Origin of the sequence: Agromyces luteolus (genome assembly GCF_009729855.1) — a bacterium.
Classification (GTDB): domain Bacteria; phylum Actinomycetota; class Actinomycetes; order Actinomycetales; family Microbacteriaceae; genus Agromyces; species Agromyces luteolus.
Map to the genome: position 1 here is coordinate 27451 of NZ_WODA01000016.1, position 15644 is coordinate 43094.

At 73.9% G+C, this 15644-nt stretch carries 10 protein-coding genes; 6 read left to right on the forward strand and 4 right to left on the reverse strand.

From position 1 onward, the window contains the following. Positions 1–11: 11 nt before the first annotated feature. The 4 genes from GLX25_RS08225 to GLX25_RS08240 all read left to right on the forward strand — a co-directional run bounded on the left by GLX25_RS08225 (position 12) and on the right by GLX25_RS08240 (position 6663). Entirely contained in the window at positions 12–1109 is a 1098-nt protein-coding gene (locus GLX25_RS08225) for a Glu/Leu/Phe/Val dehydrogenase dimerization domain-containing protein (protein WP_155842039.1), read from the forward strand. Positions 1110–1239: 130 nt separating this feature from the next. Further along, positions 1240–2496 (forward strand): dimethylargininase, encoded by a 1257-nt coding sequence (gene ddaH / locus GLX25_RS19140; RefSeq protein WP_155842041.1) that lies wholly within the window; start codon positions 1240–1242, stop codon positions 2494–2496. Positions 2497–2974: 478 nt separating this feature from the next. Further along, complete coding sequence (locus GLX25_RS08235) at positions 2975–4858, forward strand: ABC transporter ATP-binding protein (RefSeq protein WP_155842120.1); 1884 nt, start codon at positions 2975–2977, stop codon at positions 4856–4858. Further along, a complete protein-coding gene (locus tag GLX25_RS08240) occupies positions 4855–6663 on the forward strand; it encodes an ABC transporter ATP-binding protein (protein ID WP_155842042.1) in 1809 nt (602 codons plus the stop codon). The genes GLX25_RS08235 and GLX25_RS08240 overlap by 4 nt, the downstream gene beginning before the upstream one ends. Before the next feature lie 56 nt (positions 6664–6719). Here the strand turns inward: GLX25_RS08240 and GLX25_RS08245 are convergent, their stop codons facing one another. The 3 genes from GLX25_RS08245 to GLX25_RS08255 all read right to left on the reverse strand — a co-directional run bounded on the left by GLX25_RS08245 (position 6720) and on the right by GLX25_RS08255 (position 12456). Continuing rightward, on the reverse strand, positions 6720–8084 hold the full coding sequence (locus GLX25_RS08245) for a type III PLP-dependent enzyme (protein WP_155842043.1): 1365 nt from the start codon (positions 8082–8084) through the stop codon (positions 6720–6722). Beyond that, positions 8081–8671, reverse strand: coding sequence for a hypothetical protein (locus GLX25_RS08250; RefSeq protein WP_155842044.1), 591 nt, complete (start codon positions 8669–8671; stop codon positions 8081–8083). The genes GLX25_RS08245 and GLX25_RS08250 overlap by 4 nt, the downstream gene beginning before the upstream one ends. Positions 8672–8781: 110 nt before the next feature. Beyond that, entirely contained in the window at positions 8782–12456 is a 3675-nt protein-coding gene (locus tag GLX25_RS08255; protein WP_166548612.1) for a DUF3376 domain-containing protein, read from the reverse strand. 217 nt (positions 12457–12673) lie between these two features. Between GLX25_RS08255 and GLX25_RS08260 the strand changes: the two genes are divergently transcribed. Further along, positions 12674–13345, forward strand: a complete 672-nt coding sequence (locus GLX25_RS08260; RefSeq protein WP_205719850.1) for a response regulator transcription factor — start codon at positions 12674–12676, stop codon at positions 13343–13345. 52 nt (positions 13346–13397) lie between these two features. Continuing rightward, complete coding sequence (locus GLX25_RS19350; protein ID WP_155842046.1) at positions 13398–15269, forward strand: sensor histidine kinase; 1872 nt, start codon at positions 13398–13400, stop codon at positions 15267–15269. 49 nt (positions 15270–15318) lie between these two features. On the opposite strand, the gene GLX25_RS08270 is transcribed toward GLX25_RS19350, so the two are convergent. Next, the gene (locus tag GLX25_RS08270) at positions 15319–15633 is read right to left on the reverse strand and encodes an MGMT family protein (RefSeq protein ID WP_155842047.1); all 315 of its coding nucleotides are present in this window, start codon (positions 15631–15633) and stop codon (positions 15319–15321) included. Positions 15634–15644: the final 11 nt, after the last annotated feature.

Sequence of the window (15644 nt, forward strand, 5' to 3'; positions counted from 1 at the left end):
GGAGCCGATCGATGTCGATCACCCACGCCCCCGCGCCGTCACCCTCCAACGGGGTCCACGCCGCACTGCCCGTCGAAGCCCCCGACCACGAACGCGTGCTCATCACGCGGGGTCCCCGCTCAGGGCTCACCATCATCGTCGCGGTGCACTCCACCGCGCTCGGCCAGGCCCTCGGCGGCGCCCGCGTCTGGCACTACGAGCACTGGACCGACGCGCTCGCCGACGCGCTGCGCCTCTCGCAGGCCATGACCCTGAAGAACGCCGCTGCCGGCCTCGCGCGCGGCGGGGGCAAGTCGGTCGTCTGCATCCCCGCCGGCGAGACGCTCGACGAGGCGCGCCGCCACGACGCGATGCTCGACCTCGGCGACGCCGTCGAGTCGCTCGGCGGTGCCTACATGACCGCTGAAGACGTCGGCACGAGCGCCGAGCTCATGTCGGTCGTCCACGAGCGCACCGAGCACGTCTGCGGCCTGCCCGCCGACGAGGGCGGCGTGGGCGAGCCGGCGGATGCCACCGCGGCCGGCGTGCACGCGGGCATCCTCGCGACGCTCGACCACGTGTTCGGCTCGAGCGACGTCGCCGGTCGCCACTTCGTGATCGCCGGCCTCGGCCAGGTCGGCGGACGCCTCGCCCGCGCGCTCGCCGCGGGCGGCGCGCGCCTCACGGTCGCCGACGTGCACGAGGGCAAGCGCGCCCTCGCCGACGAGCTCGGCGCCGAATGGGTCTCCCCGGCCGACGCGCACCGCGTCGAGGCCGACCTGTTCGTGCCGTGCGGGCTCGGCGGCGTGCTCACGCCCGAGGTCGTCCAGGAGCTCCGCGTGCGGGCAGTCGTGGGCGCGGCGAACAACCAGCTCGCCGAGCGCGACGTGGCCCGGATGCTCCGCGGCCGCGGCATCGCGTGGGCGCCCGACTTCGTCGTGAACGCCGGCGGGGTCGTCTACCTCGACCTCGCCTCGGCTCCCGGCATCGGCCAGGAGGAGCTGGACCGCCGCATCGCGGGCATCGGCGACGTCGTCCGTGCGGTGCACCGCGACGCCGACGCGGCCGGCATCACCACGCTCGAGGCCGCCGAACGGCTCGCGGCGGCCCGTCTCGACGCGGCGCGCTGACCTGATCCACCGGGCGGGGCGACGGTGTCCGTCGCCCCGCCTCGCCGTCCGCGGGCGGCGGAGCCGGCGACGTCCGGGGGGGCTCGGGCGGGTGCGCGACGACTCCCGCCCGGCCGATAGGCTCGACCGCATGACGCCCCCCGCGACCCAGCCTCCGGCCGTGCCCGCCCTCGATCCCGCGCAGGCGACGGTCGCCCGACGCTCGGTCGCGGCGATCACGTCCGCCGGCGCGGTCGCGCTCATCGCGTTCGGTGCGGGCGTGCTGGCGAACCTCGTCTCGCGCGACCAGAACCCCGTCGTGCTCGCGCAGGTCGTGCCCTACTTCGCGCTCGCGGCGGTCGTGCTCTGGGGCCTCCTCTGCATCGGCAACGCCGTCGGCGCGCTTCGTGCGTGGTTCCTCGCGCTGCCGGTCGCGCTCACGTCCGCGGTCCTCGCCACCCTGCTGGCCGCGAGCGCCAACGTGCTCACGAGCGGCGTCCAGGTGTCGGCGCAGGTCTACTCGCTCGTGCTCTCCAGCCTGCTCGGGCTCAACCTGCTCTTCATCGTCGCCGCGGTGATCGCCGAGGTGTTCGTCGCCCCGCGCGTGGCCGCATGGGTGCTCGCGCACCGACCGCGCCGCGCCGCGCGACGCGTCGCGCTCGTGCGCATCCCCGCGTCGAACCTCGACGAGGCCGAGCTGACGCACCTCGAGCGCCGCCCCGTCGACCACGCGCTCGCCGACGAGCAGTGGGACGACTACTGCGCGGCCCTCGTGGCCGAGGGGTGGGAGACCGTCGAGGTCGACGCCGCACCCGACCTGCCCGACTCCGTGTTCATCGAGGACGCCGTCGTGTTCTTCGACGGGCTCGCGGTGCTCGCGAACCCCGGAGCGGACTCCCGCAAGCCCGAGGTCGACGCCGTGGAGCGCGCCGTGCGCGCCTTCCCGGGCGTCTCGGTCGCCCGCATCGCCGCGCCCGGCACGCTCGACGGGGGCGACGTGCTCAAGATCGGCTCGACGGTCTACGTCGGCGCGTCCTCGCGGACGAACGCCGAGGGCATCCGCCAGCTCCGCGGCATCCTCGCGCCGCTCGGCTACACGGTCGTCGCGGTGCCGATCACGAAGGCGCTGCACCTGAAGAGCGCCGTGACGGCGCTGCCCGACGGCACCGTCATCGGGTTCCCCGACCTCCTCGAGTCGACGTCGCTGTTCCCGCGCTTCCTCGCGGTCCCCGAGCCCGAGGGCGTCGCGGTCGTGGTCCTGTCGGACGAGACGCTGCTGATGTCGGCCTCGGCGCCGCGGACCGCGGAACTCCTGTCGGGGCTCGGCTACCGCGTGGTCACGGTCGACATCAGCGAGTTCGAGAAGCTCGAGGGGTGCGTCACCTGCCTGTCGGTGCGGGTGCGCTGAGCGGCTCGCGTCACGCCGACCGGCTCGCGTCGCGCTGACCGGGCGAACCGCCCGAGATTCGCTGTTGTACTTCTGCGGCGCCCGGGCATATCCTGAAGGGCTGCCCGCGCGGGGAACCATCCGGCGGGCGATGGGCTCGTGACCACGACGCAGGAGGACGACATGAAGTACACCGGCATTCCCGCCCGCACCGTCGCGGCGTTCGGTGCATTCGTCCCGGCGCTCGCCTCCACCGTCACGGTCGCCCGGGGCTAGCTCCAGACACCGTCCAGCCGGCGGGACGCCGGCCGTCTCCCGCGGGGCCGACGCCTCGCCTCTCTCGTCCGCGCGCGATCACGTGCGCGGCATCCGCGTCTCCCTCCGACGAGTCCGCATCCTCGCGACCCGTCGCGCTTCCCGGAAGGAACCCGGCGTGACCGCCACCGAATCCACCCTCCACCCACCCCACGCCGAGCGCACCGGAACGGTGCGCGCCCTCATGCGGCTGCGCGAGTACGTCGGCCCCGCGATGCCCGCGATCTACGGGAGCATGGCCGCCTACCTCGTCGCGCAGCTCATCGCCCTCGCGATCCCGCAGGTGCTCGAGGCGATCGTCGACGGGCCGCTCGCCGACGGCGACCGCGCGGCGATCGTCCCGCTCTCCCTGCTCGTGCTCGCGCTCGGCACCGGCGAGGCCGCCATGTTCGCGCTGCGGCGCTGGCTCGTGATCGGCCCGACCACCAGGGTCGAGGCGCGCATGCGCGACGCGCTCTACGCGAAGCTCCAGGACCTGCCCGTCAGCTTCCACGACCGCTGGCCGAGCGGGCAGCTGCTCTCGCGCGCCGTGAGCGACCTCGGCCTCATCCGCCGGTGGCTCGCCTTCGGCCTCGTGCTGCTGGTGATGAACCTCGTCGTGATCGTCGTCGGCGCCGTCGTGCTGATCTCGATGAGCTGGATGCTGGGTCTCGTCTTCCTCGCCTGCTCGATCCCGCTGTGGATCGTCGGCTACCGGTTCGAGGGCCGCTACTCCGAGGTGTCGCGGCGCAGCCAGGACCAGTCCGGCGACCTCGCGACCGCGGTCGAGGAGTCCGTCCACGGCATCCGCGTGCTGAAGGCGTTCGGCCGCGGCAAGCACGCGCTGAGCTCGTTCCGTGCACAGGCCGAGCAGTTGCGCTCGACCGAGATCGAGAAGGCGCGCCTCGACGCGAACATCTGGGTGTGGATCCTCATCGTGCCCGCCGTGGCGCTCGCGATCTGCCTCGTGCTCGGCGTCCAGCTCGCCTCGCAGGGCGAGCTCTCGGTCGGACAGCTCGTGGCGTTCTTCGCCACGGCCGCGGTGCTCGCGTGGCCCATCGAGTCGATCGGGTTCCTGCTGGCGTTCACGCTCGACGCGCGCACCGCGACCGACCGCTTCTACGACATCATGGACAGCGAGAACACGGTCCGCGATCCGGAGCGGCCCGACGCGCTCGCGTCGCCGCGCGGCGAGCTCGCGTTCACCGACGTGCACTTCCGCTACCAGGACTCGCCCGAGCGCTTCGGCGACCTGCTCGACGGGGTCGACCTCGTGCTGCGACCCGGCGAGACCATGGCGCTCGTCGGGCTCACCGGGTGCGGCAAGACGACGATGACGGCGCTGACCACGCGCCTCTACGACGTCACCGGCGGCTCGGTGACCCTCGACGGCGTCGACGTGCGCGCCTTCCGCCGCGAGGAGCTGCGCCGGCACGTCGCCATGGCGTTCGAGGATGCCACGCTGTTCTCCGCGTCGGTGCGCGAGAACGTCCTGCTCGGCCGACCCGAGCTCGCCGGCGGGGCGGCGGCCGACCCGGCGGTGGCCGCCGAGGCGCAGCGCGTGCTCGACGAGGCGCTGCGCATCGCGCAGGCCGGATTCGCGTACGACCTGCCCGACGGCGTCGACACCAAGGTGGGCGAGGAGGGCATGAGCCTCTCGGGCGGGCAGCGCCAGCGGCTCGCGCTCGCGCGCGCGGTGGCCGCCAGGCCCGCGGTACTCGTGCTCGACGACCCGCTGTCGGCGCTCGACGTGGCGACCGAGGCGCGCGTCGAGGCCGAGCTGCGGACCGTGCTCGCCTCGACGACCGCGCTCATCGTGGCGCACCGCCCGTCGACGGTGATGCTCGCCGACCGGGTCGCCCTCCTCGAGGACGGCCGCATCACCGCGGTCGGCACCCACTCCGAGCTCCTCCGCGAGTCGGAGCACTACCGCTTCGTCATCTCGAGCCTCGAGGACGAGGAGCGTCGCGCGCAGGCGGAGGCATCCGACCTGATCGACGAGGGTCTCGACACGCGGCCGACTGCGTCGGTCGCTGCTCGACCACCGGAGCAGGCCGAACAGACCGAACCGAAGGAGGCGATCCGATGAGCACCGTGACCGGGGTGCGCGGCGAGGAGCGCGACGAGTACACGAAGGCGGAGTCCCGCTGGATCCGACGGCGGAGCCTCCGCCTGCTCGGCTCGCTGCTGCATCCGCTGCGTGCGCAGCTCTGGCTGACCATGGCGGTCGTCGTCGTCTCGACCGCCGCCCAGGTCGCCGGGCCGGCGATCATCGCGTACGGCATCGACCAGGGGTTGCCCGCGCTGATGCAGCAGGACTGGCTGCCGGTCGGGCTGGCCGGGCTCGCGTACCTCCTGACGGGCACGGCGGGCGCGTTCCTCATCGCGTGGTACATCCGCATGGCCGCGCGCATCAGCCAGGCCGTGCTCATCGACCTGCGCACGCGCGTGTTCCTGCACACCCAGAAGCTCTCGCTCGAATTCCACGAGTCGTACACCTCGGGCCGCATCATCTCGCGGCAGACGAGCGACCTCGACGCGATCCGCGAGCTCATGGACGAGGGCATCAACCAGCTCGTGCGCGGCGTGCTGTACATGCTGTTCACGGCGATCGCGCTCGTGTGGCTGGACTGGTTCTCGGGCCTCGTGCTCCTCGTCACGCTGCTCCCGCTCGCCGCGCTCACGCGCTGGTTCCAGGTGCGCTCGCAGAAGCTGTTCCGGCGCTCGCGCGTCGCGAGTGCGAAGCTCATCGTCCAGTTCGTCGAGACGATGACGGGCATCCGCGCCGTGCAGGCGTTCCGGTCGGAGCGGCGCAACGAGCGCGTCTTCGGCGACCTCGTCGACGACTACCGCGACGTCAACGCCCGCGCGCTCGGGCTGTTCGCCGTCTACAACCCGGCGCTCAACTTCATGGGCTACGTCGCGGTGGCGGGGGTCCTGCTCATCGGCGGCTTCCGCGTGGCGGACGGGGCGCTCGAGGTCGGCGTGCTGCTCGCGGCGGTGCTGTACACGAAGCGCTTCTTCGACCCGATGGAGGAGCTGGCGATGTTCTACAACTCCTACCAGTCGGCCGCGTCGGCGCTCGAGAAGATCTCGGGCGTCCTCGAGGAGCAGCCGAGCGTGCCCGATCCGACCGAGCCGGTCGACCTCTGGACGGCCGACGGCCGCGTGCGGTTCGAGTCCGTCGAGTTCGCGTACACGCCCGACCGGGTCGTGCTGCCGAGGTTCGACCTCGACGTGCCGGCCGGGCAGACGGTCGCGCTCGTGGGATCGACCGGGGCGGGCAAGTCGACGCTCGCGAAGCTGATCTCGCGGTTCTACGACCCGAGCGACGGCGTCGTCGAGCTCGACGGGGTCGACCTCCGTCGCATGCACCCGAAGGACCTGCGGCGCGCGATCGTCATGGTCACGCAGGAGGCGTACCTCTTCTCCGGGTCGGTGGCCGACAACATCGCGCTCGGCAAGCCCGAGGCGACCTTCGACGAGATCGTCGCGGCCGCGAAGGCGGTCGGCGCGCACGAGTTCATCGAGGGGCTGCCGAACGGCTACGACACCGACGTGAACAAGCGCGGCGGGCGCGTGTCGGCGGGCCAGCGCCAGCTGATCTCGTTCGCGCGCGCGTTCCTCGCCGATCCCGCGGTGCTGATCCTCGACGAGGCGACGAGCTCGCTCGACATCCCGAGCGAGCGGCTCGTGCAGGAGGGCCTGCAGACCCTCCTCGCCGACCGCACCGCGGTCATCATCGCGCACCGCCTGTCGACGGTCGCGATCGCCGATCGCGTGCTCGTCATGGAGCACGGCCGCATCGTCGAGGACGGCTCGCCCGCCGACCTCATCGGCGGCACGGGCCGGTTCGCGGCGCTGCACGCGGCCTGGCGCGACTCGCTCGTGTAGGGGTGCGGCGGGCGGATGCCCCGGGCGCCGGCCCGGGGCATCCGCCCGTTCGCGGGTCAGGCGGGGGACACCTCCACGACCGGTGTCCGGGGGATGCCGTTGAAGCCGGTGGCGGTCGCCCACGTGTAGGCGCCCATCATCGGCGAGACCAGCAGGTCGCCGTCGGCGAGCGGCGGAAGGGGCAGGCGGCGTGCGACGACGTCGACGCTGTCGCAGGTCGGCCCGGCGAGCGTGACCGGCACGCGCGTGCGCGTGAGCACGCGCCGCGTGGCGCGTTCGGCCGCCTCGTCGCCGACGGGCCGGACGCCGAGCTCGGCGGCCGCGAAGACGAGCGCGTGCACGTCCTCCGCGGGGATGTTCGAGTACGCGCCGTACAGGCCCTCGTCGAGGTGGTGCCAGCGCCCGTCGGCGCGGTCGCTCGTGCCGATCACGCGCGTGACGAGCGTCATCGCGGGTGCGGCGACGAAGCGGCCCGGCTCGATGACGATGCGCACGTCCGGGGGCACGGCGGCCAGGGCCGGGCGGATGCCGCGGGTGAGCTCGGCCAGCGGCGGCACCGGTTCGTCGTAGGCGACCGGGAATCCGCCGCCGAGATCGAGCACGTCGAAGCGCGTGCCGTGCCGTGCCTCGAGCGCGCGCATGAGCTGCACCGTCGTCGAGATCGCGCGCACCCACGGCGCCGCCGATGCGGTCTGGCTTCCGACGTGGAAGGTGAACCCGCGCACGGCGAGGCGGGACCGCAGGCAGCGCTCCACGAGCGCCGGGGCGTCCTCGGGCGCGACGCCGAACTTCGACGACAGGTCGGACTTCGCCTCGGGGTTGGGGAACGACAGGCGCACGAGCACGCCCACGTCGTGCGTCGGGAGCCCCGCGAACTTCGCGACCTCCGACGGGCTGTCGACGACGAAGGTGCGGATGCCGCGCAGGTACGCGCCCGTGATGTCGGCCACCGTCTTGACGGGGTGCGTGTGCAGGCATCGCCCGATCGGCACGCCCTCGCGTTCGAGGAGGTCGATTTCGCCGCGCGATGCGACCTCGAAGGACGCGCCGAAGCCGTGGACCGCGCGGATCACCGCGGGGTGGGGGAGCGACTTCGTGGCGAAGTGGATCGATGCCCGCGGAAGCTCGCGTCGCAGCGCGAGCAGCTGCGTCGCGACCCGGTCGACGTCGAGCAGGAACAGCGGCGACCCGTGTTCGCGCACGAGCGCGCCGAGGCGGATGCGCTGCGCGTACGCGGCGAGCTCGCGCCGCGCGAGCTCGCGGTGCGGCGGGAGCTCGGGCAGCGGGCCCGTCGTCGCGCCGAGGCGGCGGTGGGTCGGACGGGGTCGACGTGGTCGCAGCGCGCCCACCTCCGCGGGCGCGTCCGGCAGGCTCGGCGCGAGCCGCGCCAGGTCCGTCGGGGAGTGGGGTGCGAGCGTCATCGGAGCGCCCCCTCGAGTCGGGGCGGCGACGGCGCCGGGGCGACGGGATCGGGCGCGGCTTCCGTGGCACCCGGCCGCGCCGTGGCCGGCCGCCTCGCGGCATCCGCCCCGCCGTCGGGCAGGATCAGGCGACGCCCCGTCTCGAACGAGACGATCGCGACGGCGTAGAACACGGCGTCGGCGGCGAGCTTGCCGACGAGCCATCCGGTCGGGTTCGGGCCGAGCGCGGCCGTCGCCGCGACGAGGAGCGCGGGCCGCACGAGGAAGGTGTCGAGGGCCTCGGCCGGGCCGAATTCCGCGACGAGCCCGCGCAGCGTGAGGACCACCGCCACGAACGCCCGCCGGGGCCTGCCCGCGTGGCGCCGCACGCGCTTCGAGGCGAGGTGGCTGCGGATGCCCCTGACCACGACGAGCGCGTAGTAGCCGACGCCCTCGGCGACCGTGCCGACGACCGCGGCCGTGACGAGCGACCCGGAGGCCTCGTACCCCGCCGCGGCGCCCGCGACCGCTGCGACGGTGCCGAGCACCTCCAGCGGCAGGTAGCGCGCGATCCACCGCGCGACGCGTCCCCGTTGCGATCCGAGCATGCGACCAGCGTCGCGACGTCGCGCGTGCGCCGGATCGGGGCGGTCACCCGGAACGCGTCCGGGAGGTCACTGAAGGTCGCCCGCCGTGGGATGGGCCCGACCGTCCGTCCTCAGTGCAGTGGAGCCCGGTCCACGCGATCGTCCATCCACGGAAGCCGGCGGACGGCGTCCGGCATCCACCACACCACGTTCGCCCAGGCCACGATGAAGAGCGTCGCCGCCACGGCGTCCGCGAGCAGCGGCGCGATGCCGTCGGTGACGACCTTCGCGAGTGCGTAGGCGGCGAGCCCGGCCGCGACCGACGCGAGCGTGACGGTGAGCCAGTTGACGAGGTTGACGGGCGAGCTCCACGGAGCGGCCTCGTCCGTCGCGCCCTCCCCGTCGCCCACGTCCTCCGGACGACGGAACCGGATCAGCAGCCAGTCCCAGGTCAACGAGATCGTGACCGCCGCGGCGCCGGCGGCGAGGGCGATCCAGTTCAGCTCCGGGGGGATGTCGAGCACCGCGGGCGTGCGGTCGTCGGTGACGAGCTCCGCGACGAGCTGGACGGACGGGAGCACGCCGCCGAGCAGGGCGAAGACCGCGATCATCCCGATCGTCCGCGCATCCCGGCCGGGGATCGGCGCGCGCGTCGCCGTGGTCGCGAAGTGCGCGGCGAGCGTGCCGAGCGTGACGGTGACGCCGAGGCACAGCAGGATCAGGAGGAAGTTGCTGCCGATGATCGCGATCATGAGCGGGACCACGCTCGCGATCGCGACCCCGGTCATGAACCAGGCGGGCCGCCGCGCCCTGAGCCGGGCCGACTCCGCATCGTCGTGGGCGGTGCCCTCGAGGCGGGACACCACCGCCTTCCAGTGGCGGAACCGGGACGCCACCTGCCCGACCACGACGGCGACGGCCGCCAGCCCGGTGAGCAGGGCGAGCGCCATCCACGGGCCGGACTCGAGCTCGATGTCGTCCCAGGTCAGCAGCCAGGCGGTCGCCGCAGCGAACGCCGACACGAGCGCGAGCCGCGGCGGATCGACCACGGTGGGCACGGCGACGAGGATCGGGCGGAGCACCGCGAGCACCGCCGCCGCGACCCAGCGCGTTCCCCTGCGGGTCGGCTGGACGATCACGCGATCCAGCAGGCGCACGGCACGCGAGGCCATCGCGAACCGGTACGCCGGATCGAGGTTGAAGATCGTGTCGGTGCCGGCGCGCACGCGCCCGCGGCGCGCGGCGCTCGCCGCCTCGGCCGTCGGGGGCTCCGGCTCGCCGGGGGAGACCGGTTCGAGCGGACTGAGCCGGGTCCTCGCGTAGGCGGGGTCGTCGGCCTCGGCGAGCACCGCGTCCTGGAGGGTGCCGACCGCGCGATCGGCGAGCACCTTCGTGGGCGCGAGGGACGAGAAGAACCGGGTCACGCCGGCGGCTCCGTCCATCCGGCCCCACCACCAATCGTTGACCCGCCAGTCCCGCGCGAGGAACCCGAGGAAGTTCCCGATGCCGTACCCGGCGAGCTTGGAGCCGCGATCGAGGGTCTTGGTCTTGGAGGCCGCCCGGATCGCGTCGGCGGCACCCTTCGCGTCGAGGTCGCCCTTCCTGAGGACCGTGCTCAGCATCGTGTACCAGCGGTCGGTCACGAGCGCGTCGAAGTCGGCGACGTGGGCGGGCGCCTCGTCGACGCCGATCGGCCAGTAGCGGACGTTCGAGAGCGCCGGCGGGATGCCCGCAGCGTGGTAGAGCGGGGGCAGGTCCGCGGCCGAGAGCACGGGAGCCGCCGCGAGGGGCCGCCACGCGGACGCCTCCCAGACGGGGTCGGCCGGTCGAGTGCCGTCGGCGATCTCGGTCTCGACCGTCCTGGCGGCGATCCGGAGGCGGGCGACGGCGCGGTCGAGGTTGTCCCAGAGATCGCGCTCGCGATGCCGCCGGCTCTCGGCAAGCCAGAGGTCGACCCACGCGCCGACGTCGGGAAGGCCGGGCTCCCGGCCGCCCTCGGCGAACGCCGCGGTCCGCTCCAGGACCCGCGCGGTGGCCCGGTCCCGCCACGCGATCGCCGCGCTCAGCGCGTCGTACGCGGCCGTGCGGACCGCGCCGAACGCGAAGCCGTGCCGGGCGCCGGGTTCGGCGGGCAGCGCCTCGAGGGCCCGCGCCCAGCCGAGGAGGCAGTTGGCGGCATCGGCGAGCGCCAGCGGCGAGCGCGCGAACGCCTCGCGGTGCGTGGTGGGAAGGGCCGCGACCCGCTCCACGGCGACATCCGCCAGCGCGGTGAGGTCGACCAGCGGGATCGGACGGTAGCGTCGTCGGTGCTCGAGCGAGGAGTGCAACTGCCAGAGGCTCGGTGCCGCGATCGTCTCGGCCAGGTGGTCGGCCAGGTCGACGGCGAGCGCGCGCCGGTAGGCGCGGCGCCGGTCGGTCACGGAGGCGGGATCGGCCAGGGAGCTCGCGATGAGCGGCGCCGCGCTCTCGAAACGCGCCCGCGCGACCTGCTGGGCGGTGTTGAACCGCTCGAGCTCGGCCACCTCGCGCGTGACCGACTCGCGTCGCAGCTGCCGATCGGTCATGGCCTTGATGGCGCGGAAGAAGCGGGATGCGTTCGGATCCCAGTCCACGCGTCCGCCGAGGGGCGGGTCGGGCTCGGGGTCGAGGAAGATCATCGCCCGGTCGGCCCGGCGCTGAGACATCCGCGACCGGGCCGCGCGGAGCGCCCGCTCGATCGGGACGTTGTCGAAGACCGCCCCGTCGACGACGCGGTACGGCGTCGCCGCACCCTCGCGGTGACCGGCGAACGCGAACCGCATGCCCGGGCCGCCATCGATCCCTCCCTCGTCGCCGGCGTTCGCCTCGCCCCCAAACGACTCGACGTGTCCGGGCTCGAACCCGCCCGGAAGCGACGAGGTCGAGCGGGCGGCGAGTGCGAGCCTGCTGAGGTTGACCAGGTCGTCCTCGCGCTCGTCGGCGGGCTGCGGATGCTCCCGCGACTCCCGCTCGCGATGCCGTGCCGGGATGCGGTTGTCGAGCACGTGCGCCTCGTGGCCCACGAACCGGAAGTGGCCCCGCCCCTCGTTGGCGTCCTCCTCGTACTCGTCGCCGGAGTCGATGACGGTCACCGAGAGGTCGACGGCGGTGTACTCGGACGCGAGGTCGGGGTGCCGGTCCTCGGTGTCGTAGATCCCGGTGAGGGCCTTCGCCGTCTCCTCGCGGAAGTACGCCTCGCCCTGCATGAGGGCCAGGATGCCGCGTGCGCCGGGAGGGTGCAGCAGCCCCCAGAACCCGCCGACCGTTCCCCACGTGCTGAGCAGCAGGTCCAGCCCGGTGCCGGCGCGCTGCGCCACTGCGTAGACGACGGCGTTCAGGCCGCCCGCGCTCGCGCCGGCGAGCAGGTCGAACTCGACGCGGTCGTAGCGCGCGGCATCCATCAGCTCGGCGTACGCCTGCAGGCGCGTGAGCACGGGCGCGGTCAGGGGGCGCTTCGCGGTCTCGGGGACGAGGGCGAGCGTCTCGTCGCCGACGTCGAACAGGCGGATGCGGCGGAGCAGGTCGAGCTCGGCGACCGTGCCGCCGATCCAGACCGCGAGGCTCACGCCGCCGCGCATCGCGAGTGCGACGCGGAGCGTGCGGTTGAACGATGGGACGGCCCCCGGGTGGTCCCGCGCCAGCACGTCGTCCACGAGTTCGTCCGGCCGGACGACGACGAGCCTGACGGGCCGCTCCGAGGTGGTGACCCCGGTCGGGGGCGGGACCGCCGTCGCGGCGACGGCGCTCGCGGGTGCAGCGGATGCCGGCGACGAACCGGATCGGACCATGACGCTCCTCGGATGGACGGCGCGGGCCGGCGCCTCGGGGGCCGCGCGGCAGGCAGGGTGCGCGACCTGTTCCCAGCGTGGCACGGCCGCGGCCTCGGATGCACGGGACTGTCCCCACAACGGGGTCCCCCGGGCGCCCCGCACGGCGCGTATCGTCGGGAGCAGGCGGCGCATGGACGTCGGGGGCTCAGGCACGCCTTCGATCGGAGGTGCCTGGATGGTTGAGCGCACGGAGGAACGGCCCCTGAGGGTCGCCATCGCGGACGACGCGCTGCTGCTTCGCGAGGGGATCGCGAAGGTGCTCGAGGGCGGCGGCATCGAGGTCGTCGCCTCGGTCGGCACCGGCGACGAGCTCCTCGCGGTGCTCGACGACCTCGACCTCGACGCCGCCGTGCTCGACATCCGCATGCCGCCGACCCACCGCGACGAGGGCATCGTGGCGCTGGAGCGCATCCGGCAGAACGGCGACGACATCGGCATCCTCCTGCTCTCGATGTACGCCACGCCCGAGTACGCGCTCCGCGTGATGGGCGCCGGCAGTGGCACCGGGTACCTGCTCAAGGAGCGCGTGTCCGAGCCGCAGACGCTCGTGCGCGCGGTGCAGACCGTGGCATCCGGCGGGTCGGTCGTCGACCCCGAGGTCGTCGAGCAGCTCGTCCAGCGGACGCGCGCCGACGACCCGCTCGCGCGGCTCACGGAACGCGAGCGGTCGGTGCTCGAGCTCATGGCGCAGGGGTACTCGAACGGCGGCATCGCGCAGACCCTGTTCCTCGGCCTGAAGACCGTCGAGACGCACGTCCGGAGCATCCTGCAGAAGCTCGACCTCGAGGAGTCGCCCGAGCACCACCGCCGCGTGCTCGCGGTGCTGACGCTCCTCGGCCAGAGGTGATGCCCAGGTGATGGCCCCCGGCCGGCGCGGGCGCATCGCACGACGGAGCGCCGTGATCGCGGCCGTCGTCGCGATCAGCCTGTTCATGGAGGTCTCCGGCTACCTCGCCACGCCGGAGGCCCTGCGGCCCGAGCTGTCCTGGACGACGGTGCACGCGATCGTGCCCCTCGTGTTCGCGGCGTGCGCCGGCGTCGCCTGGGCGATCGGGCCGAACCCGGTGCCGGCGCGGCTCATGATCGTGTTCGTCCTGTTCTGGATCCCGCAGGCGTTCTACCCGGTGATCGAATCGCTCGGATGGCTCTGGCCGATCCTCCGCGGCGTCGATCTCGGCTGGGCCGTGGTCGCCGGCATCCTCGTGCTCGTGTACCCGCGCGGCGGGCTCGGCGACCGCTTCGACCGGTTCATCGCGTCGACGGCCCTCGTGGCGACGGTGGTGAACTTCTTCACGGTCCTCGCGCTGGCCGGGCCCGACTCGGTGCCGTGCGACTGCGTGCCGAATCCCTACCGGCTCGCCGAGGCGCCGACCGTGTTCGCGATCGTCGACATCGGGTACCGGTTCGTGGGGGTCGCGCTGGCGGTCGCGATCGCGCTCCGGCTGCTCCTGCGCTGGGTCCGCGGTAGCGTGCCGGCCCGCACGGTCGCGTTCCTCATGCCCGTCGCGCTGCTGTCCTGGGTGAGCACGCTCGCCGCGCAGATGGTCCGGTACGCCACCGGCGCCCCGCCCAACCTCGCGCTCGAGACCGTCTCGCTCATCGCGATGGCGTCGGTGCCGGTGTGCTTCGTCGCGGGCATCGCGCACGCGCGCAACATGCGCGCACGCGTCGCCGACCTCATGCGCATCACGCGCGAGGGCGCCGACCGCGGGATCTGGGCCGAGTCGCTCGCGCGCACGCTGCGCGACGACTCGGTGCGCGTGTTCTGGTGGGAGGAGGAGCGCGGGCGATACGTGGACGCCGCGGGGCGCCCGATCGACTCCGCCGAGGAGGGCCGGAGCCACAGCATCCTGCCCGTCGCCTCGCCGAGCGGCCTGCCGATCGCCCTGATCCGGCACGACCGCGTGCTGACCGACAACATGCGACTGCTCGACGGGGTGTCGAGCGCGCTCCGGCTCTCGGTCGACAACGGCCGGCTCAGGTCGGAGATCGAGCGGACGCTCGAGCAGGTCCGCCAGTCGCGCCAGCGCATCGTCGAGGCGGGAGACGAGGCGCGGCGGCGCATCGAGCGCGACCTGCACGACGGCGCGCAGCAGCACCTGGTCGCCGTGGGCATGCAGCTCCGCATCGCCGCCAACGGGGCGCGCGCCGCCGACGACGATGCGCTCGCGAGCGAGCTGGAGGAGTCGATCGCCACGCTGAACCAGGGGCTCAAGGAGCTGCGCGAGCTCGCGCACGGCATCCACCCGAGCCTGCTGTCGCAGGGCGGTCTCGCGCTCGCGCTGCCCGAGCTGGCCGGCCGGTGCCCGGTGCCGGTCGACATCGCGGTCCAGCCCGAGGGGCGGCTCGCCGAGCTCGTCGAGTCCACGGCGTACTTCGCCGTCGCCGAGTCGCTCGCGAACGTGGCCAAGCACTCGCGCGCGACGCGCGCGTGGGTCCGGGCGTACGTCGAGGGCGACGAGCTCGTGCTGACGATCCGCGACAACGGGGTCGGCGGAGCGTCGCTCGACCGGGGCACCGGCATGCTCGGCATCGTGGACCGCATCGACGCGGTCGGCGGTGCGATCGAGCTCGACTCCCCGCCCGGCGCGGGGACGACGGTCTCGATCCGGATGCCGGCCCACCTCGAGGCCTCGGAGGACCTCCCGGGATCCGGGGCGGGACTCCTCGTCGCGGCCGAGCCCGGGGTCGAGCCGCCGGATGCCGCGTCCTCGCCGGCGCCCGCGAACTCGGTCGCGCCCGGCGTCGTGTCCTCGCCCGCCGACCTCTGACGGCGGGCGCCGGAGCCGTGGCGGCCCCGACCGCGCTGCTGCGGAACGGTCAGCCTCGCCAGCGACACGCCGCGAGGTCGATCCGGTACCCGTCCTCGTCGTCGACGGGCCGGATCGGAACCCCCTCCGCGAGGTAGCGCTCGCGTGCGGCGTCGGCGTGCCCCGCGGGCGGTCGGCCGCCGGCGCGGATCACGCGCCACCAGGGCACGTCGCCCCCGTAGCGCGCCATGACCTGCCCGACGGCGCGCGCGCCGCGCGAGCCGAGCGTCGCCGCCACGTCGCCGTAGGTCATGACCCGTCCGGGCGGGATGTCGGACACCACGGCGAGCACGGCGTCGACGAAGCCCTCGCCGTGCCGCGGCATCCGTCGCCCCT